Raw genomic sequence first — 17,777 nt, 5'->3', positions numbered from 1 at the left:
ATTCCCCAGGATTAAGGGGAAGGCCCATTCTTAAATTCTCCTTCTTAAACATTTTGACCCATCTGTTCAGCCTTTACCGGCTTTCTCGAAAAGAAAATCACCAGAATGACTGTGGTAATCAGGGACCCATGGAATATCCATACCATCTTAGACAAAGATAAAGACTCCAATAAAACAGGAGCGACAGCGAATCCGGGGGCAAAACCTAGAGATTTTAAGAGCATGCCTACTCCAAAAATTCTCCCTCTAATATGATTATCTGTCTTTTGCAGGATTGTCGCATGCAGAGTAGTAAAGCAGGCATCAAAAATACCGGTTAAAAAGGCAAACGGCAGGATAATCCATAAGCTGCTATTTGAGAGGAAGGTGATAAATCCTGCTGACATAAGCATCGCTGTAAAAAAACAAGCATAATATAAACGGCTCCCCTGCAGGCTTTTCAGCTTTGGCAGAATCATGGTTGCCAGTACGGAACCAATCCCCCAAACGCCCCAAATCAACCCGTAATAGAAACTTTGTTTGCTGCTGTCGATGTTTTCAGCGAGCAGCGGAATCCCTAAGTTATGTGAAGCTCCTGCAAATGCGCCTGAGAGGAAGACAATATTCACCAGAAGCAGCATCGGTTTAAGTAATATAAACGAATAAACTTCTTTCAAATCCCTGCCAATGCTGGCCAGTTTTTCTTTAAGGCCGCTGCTGATTTTTTTATTCACAGCCGATTCCGACGTTTGCCATTTCATTTTTAATAAAACGAGTGCTGAAATGACGTATGTGGCGGCATCAATGATTAAAGTTATCTGGTATCCGAGGAAATCAGTTATGACCCCAGCCCCGATAAAACCAAACACCAGACTGACAGATGTTAATCGGGAAATTAACGCATTCGTCTCAAGTACCTTATCCTCGCCAAAAATCTGAGGGATTTCTGCGCTGTAGCTAACTGCAAAAAAGCTTGATGTCAATCCGATAAAGAAGCAGACAATGAGAATCATGATTGGATTTGGAAAAGGTATTAAGGCTAAAATGATGACTGCCCGGAATACATCTGTCCAAATCATAATTTTTCGGCGGTCAAAGCGATCGGCCAGAACCCCTGAGAAAAGACTTGATAAAACGCCGCCAAGTGTCCTGATGGCCATTGTCGCTGCAAGCCAGGCAGAGCTTCCGGTGGCCGCATACATGAGCACATTAATGGCAATCAGGTCCATGAACCTACCCAAATCGGAAAAGGCTTTTACATACAGAAAAATTTTACGGTTCATGCGTGTCTCCCTAGTTTTCAATGATGTTTTCTGTTTTATTTTAAAGATTTTGAATTTAATTCGCAATACGAAACTTCAGATCTTTAATTTGCTGATTTGGCATTCTTTATAAAGGATAATCACATAAGAATGTGGAATACATGATTGGTCAAATTTGAAAGCAAGACTGAATTTAAAAGCACATTATACAAAGAAGGTAAGAGAATGAGCAATATATTCGGGAATCAAAAAAAAGGACTTGATTATAAAATACGCAAGGGTGCTTACGCTGTCATATTCAACCCGGAAAATGAAAAAGTATTAACTGTGCAAACTCAGTCTGGCCATTACTTTCTCCCAGGCGGAGGAATAGAAAAAGGTGAAGGGGAAATCGAATGTCTGAAAAGGGAAGTACTGGAGGAGACCGGCTATGAGATTTCAAATTTATTCTTTATCGGTAATGCAAAGAGCTATTTGCCGCAGACCAAGAAAAGGCCAATGCTAAGTGACGGGTATTTTTATCTGGCTGATCTGGCGGATAAAATACAAGAGCCGACTGAAGAAGACCATGCAATAAAGTGGATTGAAACTGAAAGAATAGCAGAATTGCTGGTTCACAGTCACCACATATGGGCGGTCCAGAAAGGGATAGGATATAAAAAGCAGGAGGGGGAAGATGAATGATTGCCTACTACGGGGAACTCTGCACAAAGATGTATAAAAGTGATAAATCAATGGCAGAGGGTCCAGAGTTGAGCTTTTATCTGTCATATGTAAAAGACAGGAAGATGAAAGTATTGGAGCCGATGTGCGGAAATGGAAGAATGCTCATACCTTTTATTCAGCATGGCATCGAGACTGATGGTTTTGATGTTTCACAAGACATGCTGAAAGTCTGTAAGGAAAAAGCTGAGAAATTAAACTTAAATCCTAATGTTTTTCAGGAAAAGATAGAAGAGTTTAAAAGTACTAACAAATACGATTTAATTATGATCCCGTATGGTTCTTTTTCACTTTTGCCTGACTCCCTGGTAAATATAAGTCTTCAAAATTTAAAGAATGCCCTAAATGAAGGAGGAAAAATGCTTCTTACCATTGTAGAAAAAGGTAATGAAATTGAAGAAGCTGCAGAATGGACAGAAACGAACAGGAAGGAATTAGTGGGGCAGACCATTATTGAAAATAGAAAAATAGCTTATGATAACGAAACGAAAATCCTGCATATCCAGCTGAAGTATGATGCCGTTGGAGAGGGAATTGTGGAAAAAACAGAATTGATGGATTTTCCTATCCGGCTCTATGATCCAGGTGAATTCAATAAGGTCCTCAAAGATAGCGGGTTTAGGCAAATCGCTGTTCATGAAGTTAGAGATGGGTATGGGGATGGACAATCCTTTCCTGTTTATGAATGTATGAAATAATAAGCTGTCTTCATGACGGCTTTTTTCAGCTTTGTTGGCGGGATAACGGGTTTTTTATCAAATTACTAAGTGCCAGCATTCATCAGAGAGGGGTGCTCATATGGAACTGGAAGAAAAAAGGGAGTCATCTGAACGTTTGAGGCTGAATAAAAAGATCATGTGGGGAATAACGATTATTTCGATCCTCTTAGCGATGTTCTATATAGATAAGCAAAAGGTATACAAGGAAGAAAAACCGCCAATGCCCACTGTACTATTAGGGGAGCAGGAGTTACATCCAATCTTAAGCACTTATACATGGAACGCAGGAAAAATTGAGAAGGAGATAAAAGATCTTACCAAATTGATTGAATATCAGCATGCTGAATTTCGCGAGAATCTTAACATAGAATTTCCTAGAGATCAGCAGCCCATCTCCATTGCTAGAGGAAATTACTATAATGGCGGGATTCAAGTAGAGCCCTATCAAACTCTGTATCTTGGATTTACACTTTTAGGAAACGAATCCCGCAAAGATAAAAGCCTACTGGAAGGATGGCAAGCGGGCTGAATATATCATACCTGTTAACATTAAAGAGGTTAGTCCGGAAAAGAACTATCTGGCAAGGAATAAAGGGTATCATTCACTTCTGATTGTGGGAGATACTGATAAAAATGTAATTGATGAACTCTATTCAGAACCATTGCACTTTCTTTTCGAAACAAGCAATTCATTAGGTCTAAAGGATGTAAATGATATTTATCCTGAATTACAAGTAAAGGAAGTGCCAAGTTATATTTTATTTGATCAAACGAAGGAAGTATTTCGCGCAGCTTCTCTAGAAGAGTTATTGAAATATATGAAAGAAAATACGTATTCTAAAAAAAGGACAATAGAGGGAAATGTTACAAAACTGGATCGTAATTTGGGGGTAATCCAAGTGGATGATAAAATTTTTACTGCTGCAGATATGGAAGAGGTTAAAGTTGGACAGAAAATCTCTTTAGAGGTGATTCAGCTAAATAAGGACATCCCTTACTATCGAGTAATCGAAAACATCAATGTGATAAAAGCTCCTGACACGGTCTTTTCCGCTGCTAAATGGCTAGCGAAGGATGCTGAAAAGGTTTCTATTCTTGCTATTGGACCATCTGCCTTTACTGAGCAGTTTAAATCTCCAAATAAGGAAGACTTCAAGCTGGTGGAAAATATAGAGATTCAAGAGACACTAACATTAAAAAATGGAGAGGCAATCACAGATGCTGCTGTTTATGTATTTAATGATAAGGAATTAGTTTTTCAGACGGACGAATTTGACCAGCTCCTGAACTATTTATTTGAGTTTGAAATGTTAATGCCTGCTAGAAAGGAAAGAAACGGTCTTTAGTGCAGCGAAAGGGGAATAAAGGGTGACTGCTCCTATTATCAAAACAGACAGATTAAATTTAAGAAAAATGCGGGGAAGCGATCTGTCTCATTTAATGGAAATTTTTTCTGACCCGGTGGCCATGAGATTTTATCGCTCAACAAAAACAAGAGAACAGGCCGAAGAATGGATCAGCTGGACCTTGCATAATTATCGGACGCATGTGTGGGCCTTTGGGTTGCGGATGAAAAAACATCCGGCAGGTTTTTGGGGCAGTGCGGAATTACCCCCCAGGATACAGGCGGCGTTACAGAAATGGAGATTGGCTATTTGTTTGCCAGGCGTGAATGGGGAAAAGGTTATACGGCTGAAGCGGCATTAGCCTGTAAGGAATATGGGTTTAAAAGCTTAAAATATAAAAAGCTGGTTTCCATTATAAATGTGAAAAATCTTGCTTCTATCCGTGTTGCGGAAAAAGCTGGCATGAAAAAGGAAAAAACATTTCTCAGAGCGGGAAATAAGATGTATGTATATTCCATATCAAACGGTTAGCATTTTAGAAGATGTTTTTATAATGTTCATTAAATACCTTAAAAAGCCTTTCATCACCGCCTCGGTCTGGATGGAGGGCTTTTAGCAGTTTCTTGAATTCTTTACGGATCAATTGCATATCCTCATCAGGTTTCAAGCCCAGAAGCTTTCCAGGCTTGATTTCTTCATCAGCAATCATATTTTGGGCTTGTATCATTTTCTTCAATGATCTAACTTTGGATTCCTCTATTTGGACTCTGGTATTCAGGATCTCTATTTGTCCTTTAAGGTCTTTAACTTGCACGAGGATCCCTTCTAGTTTTTGCTGATAAAGCTCTTCATGTTTTTTGATGATGAAATCATTGAGATCCTTCGTCTTAATTGTGTAGCTGATTTGCCTCCTGGGGCTTCGTTCCGCTTTCATTTTTCCTTCTTCAATCCAGCGCTCAATGTCAGCCCCATTCGCCTTTATTCCAGCTTTATGTAATTGTGCCACAGCATCAGTAATGTTCATGCTTCATGCTCACTCTCTATAAAATCTATTTAGCATTCAAAAACATCATATCACTGAACACTTTAAGAAAAATAACAAGCAGATAACATAGTATTAAAGTTTATTTACACTGGTAACGCCATCATTTCGAAGAACTGGAATTATTAGAAAATTAGGTGGAATCTTGGTATAATGTAAAAAAATGGATGAGGAAGGATGGGGATAATATTGAAGAAAATGTTTAAATTTGCAGTATGGGTCGCTGCTTTACCGTTTATTCTGCTGTGGACAATCTTTTTTGATTCGAGCGGAAACTCTGCCATGTTTGTGAATGATGTATTAAATGATAAAAAATAGGTTGAAGAAATCCTATGTTTAAGTTTGATTGTTAGCTGAACCAATCGGACCGTATGGGCAGCTGGACTCCCGTACATCCTCAGTTGAACCTTTGAGTGAGGGAGTCTTATGCCCGTTAGACTGCTGTAAAGTGAAACTTCAACAAACAATTACTTTATAGGGCGCTCGAGAGTAAGGATTTCATCCTCCATTGAAGCATATTGCTGCTCCACTACATGCTTAACATCTGAAATTGCTGCATTGTAAAAATGCGGGGCCAATGACTCTTTAACAAAATCCAGCACCCTTTCTGCACCGAACTCAGATATTTCCTCATCTCTTTCTTCAGAGAAAAAAATCTGGATATCCTCGATCATCTTTTGCTGCTGCTCTTTTGTTATTTTTAAAAACATGCCATGCCTTCCTTTCGGTTTTGGATACATGTTACTATACACGGAAATTTTATCAAAAGGGAGGCTGTTATTTTTAATAGAAATATGTACAGCAGGAAAATGGAGAGTTCCTGCCAACTACTTATGTGATGATTCATCGCCATAGACATCAAAGAGAAGGCTGTAATAATCTTTTACATAAATGTCTTTGTTTGCAGCTTTCTTTTTCGGATAGAGAGAAATAGGGATAGATGACAAGGCAAGAATCGAGCTGCATAATAGAACCAGATATAATATTCCAGATAGAATGAACATTTAGGATACCTCCTTGAGTTGTTAAAAAAAGCTTAAATTATGAAACGCATTTCATAGCAAGAAAAAATGAAAAAAAATTAGGTGGTTTTATGGCAAATATAAAAGACATCGCTAAAAAGGCAGGAGTTTCAGTTACGACCGTATCCAGAGTGCTGAATAATCATCCTTATGTAAGTGAGGATAAAAGGGAAGCTGTCTTGCGGGTGATGGAGGAATTCAATTATCAGCGAAATATTAATGCAGTCCATTTAAGTAAAGGGGAAACACTTCTTATAGGGGTCGTAGTTCCTTTTACCAATCATCCTTATTTCGGCCAGCTGGTAGAAGGGATTGCAAATGAGGCCATGAAAAACAACTATAAATTAGTTCTTTTTCAAACAAATTACGAGGAAGACAGGGAGATTGAAGCTCTAAAAATGCTTCAGCATAAACAAATCGACTCTTTAATCATCTGTTCCAGAATCTGCGAATGGGATGTCATCAATCAGTTTACCGAGTATGGCCCCATTGTTCTCTGTGAAGATGCGAGGAATCGTAATGTATCATCTACTTTTATCGACCATTACATGAGTTTCTCTAATGCTTTAGAGTATCTGCATAACAAAGGGCATCAGAAAATCGGGTATTGCATTGGAAGAAAGACTGGTGCCAACAGCAGGCAGCGCGGAAAGGCTTATGCTGATTTTTTAAAACGAATTGACGAACCATATAAGGAAGAATTTATCTTCTATGAATGTCTGCATTTTGAGCATGGCGAAGAAGTGGTCCGGCGATTATCGAACATGGATAATCCCCCATCTGCTCTGCTGGTAACAAATGATTTTGCTGCTGCCGGAATAGTAACTTCCTGCAGGGAAAACGGCATCCATATTCCGGATGATCTGGCAATCATGGGATTTGATAACCAGCCAATAGCCAAAATCATGCACATTACAACACTTGAAATTCCGCTGGTTCAAATGGGAAGGCAGCTGCTTCTTCAAGCGATTGATGGTAAAAAGCACACACATCAGGAGATATCGGTGAAGCTGATCGAACGGCAAACCGTATAGCATTAAGTTGTTTGAAGCGGCTGCGCTCAGCCGTTTTTTTATTTATTTGTTTTTGCAATTTAAAGATATCAGAGGGTGTCCATTCTGACAGCTGAAAGAGAAGTCTTATGAAATGAGTCTGAACAATGCTTATCTTCGGACAGGAGAAGATGTAATCCGAGGGAACGAGTCCGAACATAGCACATCTTCAGACAGATGAAGAAGAAATCCCTGGGAGTGAGTCCGAAGAAGGCTCAATTTCGGACAGGGGAAGAAGAAATCCGTGGGAGAGAGAAATCCATAGAACGGGTCGAACCACAAAACAACCATCAGAATAATTGTCAATTTCCAAGCCAATACTAACAAAAAAGTATGGGACTGATGTTACATGGGATTTGTACTTATAGTTTTTCTAGCCTGGCTGGTGCTAATGCTGTTTACATCGATGAATAAAAATCTGACATTTATTGAAAATACCTTCGTCTATTTGGTGGCGTTAGTCATTAATATTAATTTTACATGGATTGTGTATGAAGAGTTGAATATGGCGAAGATTTCCCAGCAGATCTTAGATAATTCCGCGTTCTTAATACATAGAAGTATAACCCTTCCGCTCACAGTTGCTATCACACTGAATTTATTCAGGACAGCGCCTTCCTTTGGTTCAAAAATTTTTAAAACCATCCTGTCAGTGTTGTTCCTTGTTTTGGCAGTGGTGATTGCCCTTTATTTTGACATTGTGGATTATAGAAAGTGGAATATCGGTTATGAAATAATATATTTATTCCTCCTGCATTTAGTGGTTCAATCCCTGCTGAAGTATTTTGGACAGCTTAAAACTAAAGGGGTGAACGAAGCATGAAATTATGGGAGGATTTCGGCGGCAATGAGCTCTTTCTCTTATTAACTGCTGCTGCTGCCTATCTTGTATATTTTTTACTTATAAGAAGGCCGGATAAGCTGGCCAAACAAATCAGAATCCTGAGCCTGCTTTGGGGAATGTCCATTGGCATTCTATATGATTTCACAATAGGCGGAGGCAGGACTGATTTTTATAAGATAAACGATTTAAATAATTATGAAGTGACAGATGTTCTTTATTATTTATTATTCGCCCCATTCGGCTACTTCTTTTTTTATTTTTATGAAAAAATGAAGATCGGCAAAAAAACATTCATTATATATGTTTTGGTATGGGCGTTATCAGGTGTTTTCTTTCAATGGGTGTTAACTGCTGCAGGTATCATTACCCTGCAGAAAGAGTATCGGATCGCGCACTCTTTTCCTATCTTTCTGCTGACTCAAACACTGACAGGAGTTTATATCCAGGTGCTCAAATCCAAAGAACAGCTTTCAGCAGGAGAATAGACAAATGAAGGCGGCCACATCAGGGATGGCCGCATTTTCTGTTTTTCATGAAACCTTTTCCGGCTTCTGCTCGTATTTAATATTATCAGTAGCAGAATGGGGGAAAATGTCCTAAGTGCGGATCTAGTGAATTGGGGAAAGGGAACCATTTGGGTTAAGGAGTTATGTTCCCTGTCAACAAGATGAGCATCGGTTCTGATATCTTATTTGCACCAGCTGCGGTTTTATCATTGAAGGGTACGTGAAGAAGCCGGAAAAATTTAAAAGTACATTGTTTTAAAAAGTTTTTTAACGGCTTTTTAATTTATGAAAAATGCTTACCAGGAAAGTTAAAATTCTAAGGTGTATAATAACTATTCTAGAGATTCAATCTCAATTAATCTGAAAAGCTATAGGAGCACCAAGATAAGATCATGAAAAAATATAAATTAAAGAACCATTTTAAAGGATTAAAGAAGGGAACGCACTTTTACCTGATTGCTGAATCTGAATTTATTGGCATAAAAGAGTATGTTTTGCGGACAAAAGACTTAGCGGTCAGGATTTCTATTAATGAAAGCGAGCTGAACAGGCATTTTACTTTAATGCACAGTTATGCATCCAAAGAGGAATAATTCCTCCACTTTATTGTGCTGTAACATAATAAAAAAGCCCCGTATAGGCGGCCTTAAATTAGTACTTTCGATGTTTGACCCCAGCGCATGACAATGGCTCCCCAGCCGAGACCTGCACCATATCCAGCCAGTACAACTACATCCCCGTCTTTTATTTTGCCTTCCTTCACTTCTTCATGAAGCCCAATAGCTATCGTAGGTGCAGAAGAGTTTCCGTAATATTGTATGGTTTTGGTATGAACTTTTTCCATAGGAAAGCCGAGGCGTGCTGTACCTGCTTCAATGATACGCAAGTTGGATTGGTGAGGGATGATGAAATCCACTTCTTGCAGGCTCAGGCCAGAGAGTTCCAAAACTTTATGAACCGCTTTGGGAAATCTGTCTACTGCAAATTCAAAAACGGCTCTACCGTCCATCTTGATGTGCTTGTTTTCATCAAGATGAAGATATTTTCCCCCGCTTCCATCCATTTGCATATGGATGCCGAGAATACCATTGCTTTTATCCACCTGACCTAAGACAACAGCAGCAGCTCCATCTGAAAACAGCAGCGCAGTCTTTTTATCCATCGGATTCAAGAGGGAGGAGCATTTGTCGACAGCAATGACTAATACGTTTTTATACAATCCTGTCTGAACAAATTGGGCCCCGGTTGCCAGGGCAGTGATAAAGCTGGAACAGCCTGAATGAAGGTCCAGCCCTGCACAATGTGCAGCGCCGATTCTGTCCTGAACCAGCGCAGCCGTAATGTGGGTGTCATGTGTGTTTGTTCCAATAATGACCATGTCAATATCCTTCGGGTTGACCCCTGCGTCTTCTATCGCACGTTTTCCAGCAATTTCGCACATATCTGTAAGTGATGAGTCTGGAGATTCGTAGCGTCTTTCCAGTATGCCCGTTTTTCTGCATATTTCTTCTTGTGTAATACCGAAACGTCTGGCAATCATCTCATTTGTTATAATATTTTCTGGAATGTTTACACCGATTCCTAAAACACCTGCACTGAACAAAGCAATGACCTCCTCGGATGAGTTAATTTTTACCATTACATTTTATCACATTATTGGACAAATTTTGCAATATTGAGAGTTTTAGAATTTTATAAAAAAATGCTCAGAGCATTTCGCCCTGAGCAATCTTCATTTCATAAGTTCTTTTACCAGATGTCACCGCGCTCTTTTTTTAGAGCCTTCATTTTTTCAACCCATTCGTCGACTCTCAGCTTGATCTCATCACTTTCCGCCTCAGCTGTATTTCGGTTTTTTTCATAGAGTTCTAAATAGAGGTCCTTCATTTGCTCGCTTCGTTCATAGCCCCAATCACGCAGCTCTGATCGCTGCTCATCAGTGATCCAGCCATTGTCTCCCATGACTGTAACAGCATCAAGGATTCGATGTGCTTCACGTCTGCCGATCGTAAATAATTGGCGGGGATAAACTTCTCCGAGTTCATACTCATCCATCATTTCCCATGGGCTTGGCGACAGTGTAAATGCCCAGGCCAGGTCGCCGGCAGAAGGAAGCCACTCGTATTGGATCGTGTTTTTCAATTCATCCGGGTTATCCGCTTTTAAATATTCCCCATTGCCGGCTTCGGCTACTGCTTTTAATTGGTTCTCGGCTTTTCCATCTACACCAAACCCTATGATATTCACACTATTGCTGCTGTTGTTTTTTACAAGGTTTTTACTGGCCGAGACGGGGTCGCCATCACATGTTTCGGCACCGTCACTGACAATGTAGATCGTTGTGGATCCATCATAACCGCTGCTCATTTCTGCAGCCTTTTGAATGGCACCGGCAAGAGGTGTCCAGCCTTTGCTTTCAAATGAATCCACCGCTTCGTGGAACTCTTTCTTGGAATATTTCCCCATCGGGTAGACTTCCTCTACTCCTGAGCAGGAAATTTCTTTATCAGCGTCCGCTTCAGAGCCTTTATGGCCATATACAACTAGGGAAACTTCGCTGCTTTGGCCAATTGTCTGTGCGAAACTCTTTACGGCACTTTTAGCAATATCCATTTTCATTTTGCCGCCTGTCTGCAGCAGCATGCTTGAACTGGCATCAAGAAGAATAATAGCCTGCTCTGATGCCTTTTTTTCTTCCCCAGGTTCTGATTTAGTGGGATCCGGCAGGTAAGGCTCTTCAAAATCTGGTTTGTAGGAATTGGACTTTTCAATGATGTTTTTATAATTCGGACTCGCCAACAGGGAAAGAAGCCCTTTTTTAATCGAGTCTGTATCTTTGGCTTCTTTCGTCAGCTCCTCAAGTTTGGGGGTCATCTTGCTTATAAGCTCAGGATCAGTTTCAGGCACATTGAATTCAATGGCCTCAATGTCCTTCTCGTATGTGAGCCCTTCCATTAGTGTTCCAGGGGTCAATTTCAGCAGGCTTTCTTCTGAAACCTCCAAATTAATATTCTCAGACTCTGCTAAAATGCTTTCCTGCTTTTTTTCTTTCTTGTCTTCTTGTTTTTGTTCTTCTTTACCCGATGAATCAGCTGCCGCTTTCTCTTTGTCATTGCTGCATGCTGAAAGAATCAATGCGGCAAACAGCAGCCATAACGCATAACGTTTCACATAAATTCTCCTCTTTATTTAAGTTTTACTAATAATAGAGTTTAACATGGATAAAGCTGGGTTTGAAGTAATTTCCATATGATAGGATTTTTTTACAGCATTTTGGTATAGTTGAAGGAAGATATAATGCAGAGGAGGCAATCCGTTGGAAACAGTATTTCCGATCCTTGAAACAGAAAGATTAATTTTAAGAGAAGCAACTGAAGAAGATGCAAAAGATATGTTTGTATACCTGTCAGATCAACTGGTTGTAAAGCATATGGGAATCTCGGCCTGTGAATCTGTCGAAGAGGTGCTGGATGAAATAAAGTGGTATAAATCCATTTACAAAAATCGCACAGGAATGCGCTGGGGCATAACCCTAAAGGATTCCGGGAAGGTCATAGGGAGCTGCGGTTTCCTAAACAGGAATCCCAGACATTTCCGAAGTGAAGTCGGTTATGAATTAAGCAGAGAGCATTGGGGAAAAGGGATTGCCAATGAAGCTCTTGAGAGAGTTTTAAAATTCGGATTTGAACACCTTGAGCTTGAAAGGATTGAAGCCCTGATAGAACCTAAAAATCTCTCATCCCAGAAGCTGGTTGAAAGGCAGGGATTCACGAGAGAAGGTTTGCTGAGGCACTATGAATATACAAATGGAAAATTTGATGATTTGTATATGTACTCTATTTTAAAAGGGGATTTGTAGAAGGGCTGGAGTTTGGAATACATATTGAGTTTGAGTGAAAAAACCAATCTGCTGGGAGGATTATTTTTATGAACTACAATGGCCGTACCTTTGTTTCTGTTCAAAATACTGAGAATGGTGAAGTATCATCAAAAACCTTTTTTCAGTATAAACAGGAGGGAAACATTATATCTGCTGATTATGGCGGGGGAGAGATTATTCAGGGGACACTTATTGGAATTGTAAATGAAGATGGCAGTTTAGAATTTAGATATAACCATGTGAATAACAAATATGAAATACGCGGAGGAAAATGTCATTCAAAACCTGAAAAGCTGCAAGACGGCCGCATCAGGCTATATGAAAAATGGCAATGGCAGGATGATGAAGGGACGGAAGGTCATTCGATTATCGAGGAAGTAAAAGATTAAAGTTTAATAGGCGGCATGGGAGCCGGAGGGAATTATCCCTCCGCATGCAGCTTCAGGTTCTGTCTGCTTCTTTTTGTTTTTTCTTTCGTTAATGTGAAGAAGAAAACAAAGCCGATGAATGATGTAATAAACAAGATGGCACCCATTGGTACGGCAGTGGTTTCATCAATGCTCACCAAAGGGGAAACAGCTGAACCCAGCACTAAAGGAAGCATTCCAATAACGGCGCTGGCACTGCCGGCACGATGCCCCTGATTTTTCATGGCCAATGTAAACGAGCTGGTAATGATCATTCCCATTGAAGTCATATAGATAAAGATCGGAATGACAAGCATGAATAGCGGACCTTTAATGATGGTCATGATTAAAAGTAACGAAGTGGCACTGACGGCAATGCAGACGGCTGTCCGGAGCAGGCTTCTTTCCGGAATGACACCTGCCAGGCGGCCAATTAGAAAACTCCCCGTAATGATGGCCAATCCATTAATGCCAAACAGGATGCTGAACACCTGAGGCGATACACCATAAATCCCCTGATAGACAAAAGGTGTCCCCGAAACATAAGCAAAGCTTCCACCATGTATAAATCCTACGATAAGGGCATACCCGATGAAGGAACGGTCCCTGAAAAGGCCCCCCATGCTTTTAACGGAATTTCCAATGGAGCTTGGGACCCTTTTTTCTGGAGGAAGGGTTTCTTTTAATCGGAAATAGATCACAATGGTAATAAATAATCCCAAAAAGCTTAGAAAATAAAATATGGTTTCCCAGCTTGCGAAAGGAATCAGAAGCAGGGCACCGCCTGTCATTGGTGCGATCATCGGAGCTGTTGCATTAATGACCATAAGCAAGGCAAAAAACTTCGTGAGCTCTTTACCGCTGAACACATCACGGACAACTGCCCGGGATAGGACAATTCCAGCAGAGGCGGTTAATCCCTGCAGAAATCGGGCTGCAATAAAGGCTGCGATATTTGGTGAAATGGCGCATAAAAGGGAAGATACGGCAAAGAGAGAGATCCCGATAAGAAGAGGCTTTCTTCTTCCATGGGAATCACTGAGCGGTCCGACAATAACCTGTCCAGCCGCAAGTCCAATCAAGCAGGCTGTTAAACTCATCTGAACAAGTGAAGCCCGGGCACTGAAATCATCAGCGATTTCTGGGAAGCCTGGCAAATACATATCAATATTAAATGGCCCCAATATTCCAAGCATGCTGAGGAGAAATGCCAGCGCAAGCCTCTCTTTTCCAGTAGGGTTGTGAATCATGTTAAACACCTTTCTTTCTATGAAGCTGTTAATCTTTTACATAAATATGGCTAGTATACGCCAGGTGCAGGGTGATGTCCAGCGGAGAATGCTGTAAATAAAAAAATCCATGGCGGAATAGCCATAGATTTAATCATTAACAATTGCAGATCATCAATACATTTCCATCCAAGTCCTGAAAGTTGAAATAGGCAAAATCTCCAATACGCTCAATTTCCTTTACAATGGTGATTCCCTGATTTTTAACAAACGTGTATGCCTCATCAATATCCTGGACGAAGAAATTAAATAAAACGTGACCGGAAGGATTTAAGGTAAAGGCTGGATCAAAGGTGTGATCATCCAGTGTGAGACCGGTTTCAGAGGTGACAGGAATGTTGTATACCGGGGATTCTACTGAACCCTTATGAAAAGGCAATCCAAGCAGTGTGCTATACCATTCAGCCGACTTTTCCAGGTCGCTGACATGAATAAAAACATTGTTCACTTTGCCTGCAATCGGGGAAGCAATTGATTTCATATACTCACCGCTTTCATTGTGATTATTTTACCAATTCTCCATACGCAGGAAATCTCCTTTAATTTAAGGGTTCAGCCTGTGTATTTCCCTGGCGACAGCTTCCAAAATGTACACAACTGGAACTTGAGTCGTAATATTGGACTGCTCAAACGTTTCCTCTGTCACATAATAGGCGATATTCAAATCTGAAACTTTCGCAATTGTTGAAAGCCGGCTGTTTGTGATGCTGATGATTTTACTGCCTTCCTGCTTCAGCTGGTTAAGATGGGTGACTGTAAAAGGAGTTTCCCCTGAGACAGATAGGGCAATCGTGACACTGCTGCTGCGGATGCTGGAATGGATCGGAAAATGGGGGTCCTTGATATACAGTGAAAACTTGCCAAGACTCGAGAAATATCTGGCTCCGTATTCAGCCAGTATGCCTGAGCTTCCGATCCCTATAAATATAATGTTATCTGCCGTATTTATAAGTTCTGCTGCCTCGATGATTTTTTCGTCTAAATCACCTCTTAGCGTTCGCTCGAAAAACTCGACGATGGATTGCTTGGAACCTTTTATAGAGGTCTTTTTATTTTCCTGCAAATATAATTTAAACTTTATCTTAAATTCAGTGAAACCCTCACAATTCAGCTTCCTGCAGAACCGCAGGATGGTGGCCGTCGAAACATGGGTTTCATCTGCAAGTTCACGAATCCGCATATAAGGTATCTTTTCTTTGTTTTGACAGATGTAATGATATATGGATGTTTCTAAATCATTGAAAGATGCGATGATTTCATTTGAAAACATGATTCAGTAATCCTCCGTTGAAAAAATAGATAGGCTCATTTTATCACAAGGAGAAACAATACGTTACTTTTATGTAACAAATATCAAAATGCCGTTAAACAAGACTTAATTAACTCTATTTATTTACATACCCTTTGACTCGCTTTAAGCTTCTTCTATATCCCTTTTCGGGTAACATAAAAACTCCATTTAAACAAATATTAAAAAATAGCGGGTATTGGAGGTAATGAAATGAAAAAATACGATTTTCCTAAAGGTTTTTTGTGGGGCGGCGCCACTGCAGCGAACCAAATTGAAGGCGGTTATAAGGAAGGGAATAAAGGCTTGAATATTGCGGATGTCCTTCCCGGAGGAAAAGAAAGATACAATATCTTAATGAAGCCTGGGTTTGACTTCGAAATTCATGAGGATCTTTTTTTTTATCCCAATCATGAAGCAATCGATTTCTATCATCGATATGAAGAAGATATTGCCTTATTTGCCGAAATGGGCTTCAAGGCATTCCGATTGTCGATAGCCTGGACCCGCATTTTTCCTAATGGTGATGAGTCGGAGCCAAATGAAGAAGGACTTGCTTTTTATGATCGTGTTTTTGATGAATTGCAGAAATATGGAATTGAGCCAGTTGTAACGATTTCCCATTATGAAATGCCTGTTCATTTAGTAAAAGAGTATGGTGGGTGGAGAAACCGCAAAGTTGTCAGTTTCTTTGAGAGGTATGCTAAAGCGATTTTGGGCCGGTATAAAGATAAAGTAAAGTACTGGATGACTTTTAATGAAATCAATAGCGGATTGGTCATGCCGATTAATGGGCTCGGCTTTTCCTATCAAAGTGAAGAAGATAAATACCAGCCGACCTTCCAGGCCTATCACCATCAATTGGTCGCAAGCGCAATCGCGGTTAAGGCATGTCATGAGCTCATTCCTAAGTCAAAAATTGGCTGCATGCTTCTATTTGCGCCTGTGTATGCTTATGACAGCAACCCGGAAAATGTCATGTATGCCCTGCAGGAAGAGCAGCTTTTCAATTACTTTTGTGGTGACGTACAGGTTCGCGGTGAATATCCGGCTTTTATTAAAAGGTACTTTAAGGAACATCGTATCAGCCTGGAAATACTGGAAGGCGACCTGGATTTGTTAAAGGACGGCACTGTTGATTATATTGGCTTCAGCTATTATATGTCCCGCACCGAAAAGAAGGTAAAGTCAGATGCAGACTCATCGGAAGGGAACATCATTGGCGGGGTTAGAAATCCCTTTCTTGAAACAAGTGATTGGGGCTGGGAAATCGACCCTGAAGGTTTGAGGATCAGCTTGAACAAGTTATATGATCGCTATCAGAAACCGCTATTTGTTGTAGAAAACGGACTTGGGGCCTATGACAAGGAAGAAGAGGACGGCAGCATCCATGACGACTATCGGATTGACTATCTTCGCGAGCATATAAAAGCAATGGGTGAAGCTATAGAGGATGGCGTCGAGCTAATGGGCTATACAAGCTGGGGCTGCATCGATATGGTCAGCATGTCAACAGGTGAATTTTCAAAACGCTATGGCTATATTTATGTGGACAAGCATGATGATGGCAGTGGAACATTGGAACGGAAAAAGAAGAAATCTTTTTATTGGTATAAAGATGTGATCGAGTCAAACGGAGAAAAACTATAGAATATTTAAGCGGGCTGCCTGAGGGCAGTCTTTACTTGTTTAGAAAGTTAAATGTGCAGGTGTTATTATGAGAAATTTACACATGAACTAATGAAAAAATCTTTATGGAGTAAAATATGAATTAAGTCCAGGAAAATGATATTTCAGAGGAGCTAATAAATAATCCTGGTGTTCAGGAAGTCTAATGAATAGGGAGATGAAGCAGGTGATTTATATCTACCATGATTTTGGGGGGACTCATACAACATCTCTGGCAGCGGCATACCATCTAAAAATCATTCGTCACCGCAAACTCGAAAAAGAAGAAATAAGTGAGCTGCCATATTTTAATAAATTGACAAAGAAAGATGCAGGAAAATTTATTTTTCATGGTGAAGATGAGGAAGGAAATCCGGTGTACACCCTTGGAAGAAGATCTTCTAAGCTGGCAGTTGAAACACTGCATCACTTTTGCCATTTATTAAATAGTCATAAAGGAATTAATGATAAAATCGTCCTCTCTGATACTTCACCTGCAGTACCGCTTTCTCTGACTATAGGTGGATTCATATCCAAAGGCTTAGGACTGGACAGATTAGGGACTCCACTGGTTATTAAAGGAGCACAGAAATGCAGTGGAAATATTCTGGAGCTGGTGAACGAAACGAAAAAAATTGCCGCCGGTTCTAATTCTGCCATAATTAAAATTGATAATAAGGAGTTTCAGGCATAGACAGTAAGAACCACCCTGATATTCAGATGGTTCTTTTCTTTTGCAGGTAACTATCC

General features: G+C 40.2%; 23 protein-coding genes and 1 pseudogene. 15 read left to right on the top strand and 9 right to left on the bottom strand.

Annotation, left to right across the window (positions count from 1 at the left end; genetic code table 11):
* Positions 1–44 precede the first annotated feature (44 nt).
* Positions 45–1,262 carry an MFS transporter gene (locus tag AC0VZ9_RS17325; protein ID WP_475396545.1) on the bottom strand — a complete coding sequence of 406 codons (1,218 nt, stop codon included), beginning with the start codon at positions 1,260–1,262 and terminating at the stop codon, positions 45–47.
* A gap of 204 nt (positions 1,263–1,466) precedes the next feature.
* On the opposite strand from AC0VZ9_RS17325, the gene AC0VZ9_RS17320 reads away from it, so the two are divergent.
* The 6 genes and pseudogenes from AC0VZ9_RS17320 (at position 1,467) to AC0VZ9_RS17295 (ending at position 4,560) form a co-directional block, all read left to right on the top strand.
* Positions 1,467–1,925, top strand: coding sequence for an NUDIX hydrolase (locus tag AC0VZ9_RS17320; protein WP_475396544.1), 459 nt, complete (start codon positions 1,467–1,469; stop codon positions 1,923–1,925).
* Positions 1,922–2,662 carry a class I SAM-dependent methyltransferase gene (locus AC0VZ9_RS17315; protein WP_475396543.1) on the top strand — a complete coding sequence of 247 codons (741 nt, stop codon included), beginning with the start codon at positions 1,922–1,924 and terminating at the stop codon, positions 2,660–2,662. Before AC0VZ9_RS17320 ends, AC0VZ9_RS17315 begins: the two co-directional genes overlap by 4 nt.
* Before the next feature lie 100 nt (positions 2,663–2,762).
* Positions 2,763–3,212, top strand: coding sequence for a hypothetical protein (locus AC0VZ9_RS17310; RefSeq protein ID WP_475396542.1), 450 nt, complete (start codon positions 2,763–2,765; stop codon positions 3,210–3,212).
* A 370-nt stretch (positions 3,213–3,582) separates the two neighbouring features.
* Positions 3,583–4,029, top strand: a complete 447-nt coding sequence (locus AC0VZ9_RS17305) for a hypothetical protein (protein WP_475396541.1) — start codon at positions 3,583–3,585, stop codon at positions 4,027–4,029.
* 67 nt (positions 4,030–4,096) lie between these two features.
* Positions 4,097–4,234: pseudogene (locus AC0VZ9_RS17300) on the top strand (GNAT family N-acetyltransferase); the annotation flags it as partial.
* The gene (locus AC0VZ9_RS17295) at positions 4,234–4,560 is read left to right on the top strand and encodes a GNAT family N-acetyltransferase (protein WP_475396540.1); all 327 of its coding nucleotides are present in this window, start codon (positions 4,234–4,236) and stop codon (positions 4,558–4,560) included. The pseudogene AC0VZ9_RS17300 and the gene AC0VZ9_RS17295, both read left to right, overlap by 1 nt.
* Before the next feature lie 4 nt (positions 4,561–4,564).
* On the opposite strand, the gene AC0VZ9_RS17290 is transcribed toward AC0VZ9_RS17295, so the two are convergent.
* Positions 4,565–5,053: a J domain-containing protein gene (locus AC0VZ9_RS17290; RefSeq protein ID WP_282139463.1), complete on the bottom strand. Its 489-nt coding sequence runs from the start codon at positions 5,051–5,053 to the stop codon at positions 4,565–4,567.
* Between the two features lie 207 nt (positions 5,054–5,260).
* Here AC0VZ9_RS17290 and AC0VZ9_RS17285 point away from each other — a divergent pair, with 207 nt between their 5' ends.
* On the top strand, positions 5,261–5,389 hold the full coding sequence (locus tag AC0VZ9_RS17285; RefSeq protein ID WP_256815919.1) for a hypothetical protein: 129 nt from the start codon (positions 5,261–5,263) through the stop codon (positions 5,387–5,389).
* A 149-nt stretch (positions 5,390–5,538) separates the two neighbouring features.
* Here the strand turns inward: AC0VZ9_RS17285 and AC0VZ9_RS17280 are convergent, their stop codons facing one another.
* Together AC0VZ9_RS17280 and AC0VZ9_RS17275 are read right to left on the bottom strand one after the other, a co-directional pair.
* Entirely contained in the window at positions 5,539–5,781 is a 243-nt protein-coding gene (locus AC0VZ9_RS17280; RefSeq protein ID WP_019382696.1) for a DUF2164 domain-containing protein, read from the bottom strand.
* Positions 5,782–5,898: 117 nt separating this feature from the next.
* Positions 5,899–6,075 carry a hypothetical protein gene (locus AC0VZ9_RS17275; RefSeq protein ID WP_157380214.1) on the bottom strand — a complete coding sequence of 59 codons (177 nt, stop codon included), beginning with the start codon at positions 6,073–6,075 and terminating at the stop codon, positions 5,899–5,901.
* Between the two features lie 89 nt (positions 6,076–6,164).
* Between AC0VZ9_RS17275 and AC0VZ9_RS17270 the strand changes: the two genes are divergently transcribed.
* The 4 genes from AC0VZ9_RS17270 (at position 6,165) to AC0VZ9_RS17255 (ending at position 9,088) form a co-directional block, all read left to right on the top strand.
* Positions 6,165–7,127, top strand: a complete 963-nt coding sequence (locus tag AC0VZ9_RS17270) for a LacI family DNA-binding transcriptional regulator (protein WP_019382698.1) — start codon at positions 6,165–6,167, stop codon at positions 7,125–7,127.
* Positions 7,128–7,494: 367 nt separating this feature from the next.
* On the top strand, positions 7,495–7,968 hold the full coding sequence (locus AC0VZ9_RS17265) for a hypothetical protein (RefSeq protein ID WP_019382701.1): 474 nt from the start codon (positions 7,495–7,497) through the stop codon (positions 7,966–7,968).
* Complete coding sequence (locus tag AC0VZ9_RS17260) at positions 7,965–8,474, top strand: hypothetical protein (protein WP_009333701.1); 510 nt, start codon at positions 7,965–7,967, stop codon at positions 8,472–8,474. Before AC0VZ9_RS17265 ends, AC0VZ9_RS17260 begins: the two co-directional genes overlap by 4 nt.
* Before the next feature lie 413 nt (positions 8,475–8,887).
* Positions 8,888–9,088 carry a hypothetical protein gene (locus AC0VZ9_RS17255; protein ID WP_475396539.1) on the top strand — a complete coding sequence of 67 codons (201 nt, stop codon included), beginning with the start codon at positions 8,888–8,890 and terminating at the stop codon, positions 9,086–9,088.
* A gap of 53 nt (positions 9,089–9,141) precedes the next feature.
* On the opposite strand, the gene AC0VZ9_RS17250 is transcribed toward AC0VZ9_RS17255, so the two are convergent.
* Both AC0VZ9_RS17250 and AC0VZ9_RS17245 read right to left on the bottom strand, forming a co-directional pair.
* Positions 9,142–10,098, bottom strand: coding sequence for a 3-oxoacyl-ACP synthase III family protein (locus AC0VZ9_RS17250; protein WP_217025535.1), 957 nt, complete (start codon positions 10,096–10,098; stop codon positions 9,142–9,144).
* A 146-nt stretch (positions 10,099–10,244) separates the two neighbouring features.
* Positions 10,245–11,666 carry a vWA domain-containing protein gene (locus AC0VZ9_RS17245; protein WP_475396538.1) on the bottom strand — a complete coding sequence of 474 codons (1,422 nt, stop codon included), beginning with the start codon at positions 11,664–11,666 and terminating at the stop codon, positions 10,245–10,247.
* A 145-nt stretch (positions 11,667–11,811) separates the two neighbouring features.
* Between AC0VZ9_RS17245 and AC0VZ9_RS17240 the strand changes: the two genes are divergently transcribed.
* Positions 11,812–12,354 carry a GNAT family N-acetyltransferase gene (locus tag AC0VZ9_RS17240; protein WP_009333705.1) on the top strand — a complete coding sequence of 181 codons (543 nt, stop codon included), beginning with the start codon at positions 11,812–11,814 and terminating at the stop codon, positions 12,352–12,354.
* A 68-nt stretch (positions 12,355–12,422) separates the two neighbouring features.
* Positions 12,423–12,764: an avidin-fold protein gene (locus AC0VZ9_RS17235; protein WP_475396537.1), complete on the top strand. Its 342-nt coding sequence runs from the start codon at positions 12,423–12,425 to the stop codon at positions 12,762–12,764.
* Between the two features lie 32 nt (positions 12,765–12,796).
* Here AC0VZ9_RS17235 and AC0VZ9_RS17230 read toward each other — a convergent pair whose 3' ends face one another.
* From AC0VZ9_RS17230 to AC0VZ9_RS17220, 3 genes are all read right to left on the bottom strand, one after another.
* A complete protein-coding gene (locus AC0VZ9_RS17230) occupies positions 12,797–14,032 on the bottom strand; it encodes a Bcr/CflA family efflux MFS transporter (protein WP_217032027.1) in 1,236 nt (411 codons plus the stop codon).
* Positions 14,033–14,168: 136 nt separating this feature from the next.
* Positions 14,169–14,552, bottom strand: coding sequence for a VOC family protein (locus AC0VZ9_RS17225; RefSeq protein ID WP_282139473.1), 384 nt, complete (start codon positions 14,550–14,552; stop codon positions 14,169–14,171).
* A 63-nt stretch (positions 14,553–14,615) separates the two neighbouring features.
* The gene (locus tag AC0VZ9_RS17220) at positions 14,616–15,341 is read right to left on the bottom strand and encodes a MurR/RpiR family transcriptional regulator (RefSeq protein WP_009333709.1); all 726 of its coding nucleotides are present in this window, start codon (positions 15,339–15,341) and stop codon (positions 14,616–14,618) included.
* Between the two features lie 231 nt (positions 15,342–15,572).
* Here AC0VZ9_RS17220 and AC0VZ9_RS17215 point away from each other — a divergent pair, with 231 nt between their 5' ends.
* Together AC0VZ9_RS17215 and AC0VZ9_RS17210 are read left to right on the top strand one after the other, a co-directional pair.
* On the top strand, positions 15,573–17,009 hold the full coding sequence (locus AC0VZ9_RS17215; RefSeq protein ID WP_341001556.1) for a glycoside hydrolase family 1 protein: 1,437 nt from the start codon (positions 15,573–15,575) through the stop codon (positions 17,007–17,009).
* A gap of 184 nt (positions 17,010–17,193) precedes the next feature.
* Positions 17,194–17,721 (top strand): DUF3189 family protein, encoded by a 528-nt coding sequence (locus tag AC0VZ9_RS17210; protein WP_009333711.1) that lies wholly within the window; start codon positions 17,194–17,196, stop codon positions 17,719–17,721.
* Positions 17,722–17,777 lie beyond the last annotated feature (56 nt).

It is taken from the genome of Cytobacillus sp. QJM3NY_8, from assembly GCF_056173585.1.
Note: the sequence above shows the minus strand (reverse complement) of the source record. Positions and strands in the feature narration are given on the sequence as shown.

What these genes read in the sequence shown, in the direction of transcription:
- AC0VZ9_RS17325 (WP_475396545.1), bottom strand. Translation starts at nt 1,262, where the DNA reads ATGAACCGTAAAATTTTTCTGTATGTAAAAGCCTTTTCCGATTTGGGT.
- AC0VZ9_RS17320 (WP_475396544.1), top strand. Translation starts at nt 1,467, where the DNA reads ATGAGCAATATATTCGGGAATCAAAAAAAAGGACTTGATTATAAAATA.
- AC0VZ9_RS17315 (WP_475396543.1), top strand. Translation starts at nt 1,922, where the DNA reads ATGATTGCCTACTACGGGGAACTCTGCACAAAGATGTATAAAAGTGAT.
- AC0VZ9_RS17310 (WP_475396542.1), top strand. Translation starts at nt 2,763, where the DNA reads ATGGAACTGGAAGAAAAAAGGGAGTCATCTGAACGTTTGAGGCTGAAT.
- AC0VZ9_RS17290 (WP_282139463.1), bottom strand. Translation starts at nt 5,053, where the DNA reads ATGAACATTACTGATGCTGTGGCACAATTACATAAAGCTGGAATAAAG.
- AC0VZ9_RS17280 (WP_019382696.1), bottom strand. Translation starts at nt 5,781, where the DNA reads ATGTTTTTAAAAATAACAAAAGAGCAGCAGCAAAAGATGATCGAGGAT.
- AC0VZ9_RS17275 (WP_157380214.1), bottom strand. Translation starts at nt 6,075, where the DNA reads ATGTTCATTCTATCTGGAATATTATATCTGGTTCTATTATGCAGCTCG.
- AC0VZ9_RS17270 (WP_019382698.1), top strand. Translation starts at nt 6,165, where the DNA reads ATGGCAAATATAAAAGACATCGCTAAAAAGGCAGGAGTTTCAGTTACG.
- AC0VZ9_RS17265 (WP_019382701.1), top strand. Translation starts at nt 7,495, where the DNA reads ATGGGATTTGTACTTATAGTTTTTCTAGCCTGGCTGGTGCTAATGCTG.
- AC0VZ9_RS17260 (WP_009333701.1), top strand. Translation starts at nt 7,965, where the DNA reads ATGAAATTATGGGAGGATTTCGGCGGCAATGAGCTCTTTCTCTTATTA.
- AC0VZ9_RS17255 (WP_475396539.1), top strand. Translation starts at nt 8,888, where the DNA reads ATGAAAAAATATAAATTAAAGAACCATTTTAAAGGATTAAAGAAGGGA.
- AC0VZ9_RS17235 (WP_475396537.1), top strand. Translation starts at nt 12,423, where the DNA reads ATGAACTACAATGGCCGTACCTTTGTTTCTGTTCAAAATACTGAGAAT.
- AC0VZ9_RS17230 (WP_217032027.1), bottom strand. Translation starts at nt 14,032, where the DNA reads ATGATTCACAACCCTACTGGAAAAGAGAGGCTTGCGCTGGCATTTCTC.
- AC0VZ9_RS17225 (WP_282139473.1), bottom strand. Translation starts at nt 14,552, where the DNA reads ATGAAATCAATTGCTTCCCCGATTGCAGGCAAAGTGAACAATGTTTTT.
- AC0VZ9_RS17220 (WP_009333709.1), bottom strand. Translation starts at nt 15,341, where the DNA reads ATGTTTTCAAATGAAATCATCGCATCTTTCAATGATTTAGAAACATCC.
- AC0VZ9_RS17215 (WP_341001556.1), top strand. Translation starts at nt 15,573, where the DNA reads ATGAAAAAATACGATTTTCCTAAAGGTTTTTTGTGGGGCGGCGCCACT.
- AC0VZ9_RS17210 (WP_009333711.1), top strand. Translation starts at nt 17,194, where the DNA reads ATGAATAGGGAGATGAAGCAGGTGATTTATATCTACCATGATTTTGGG.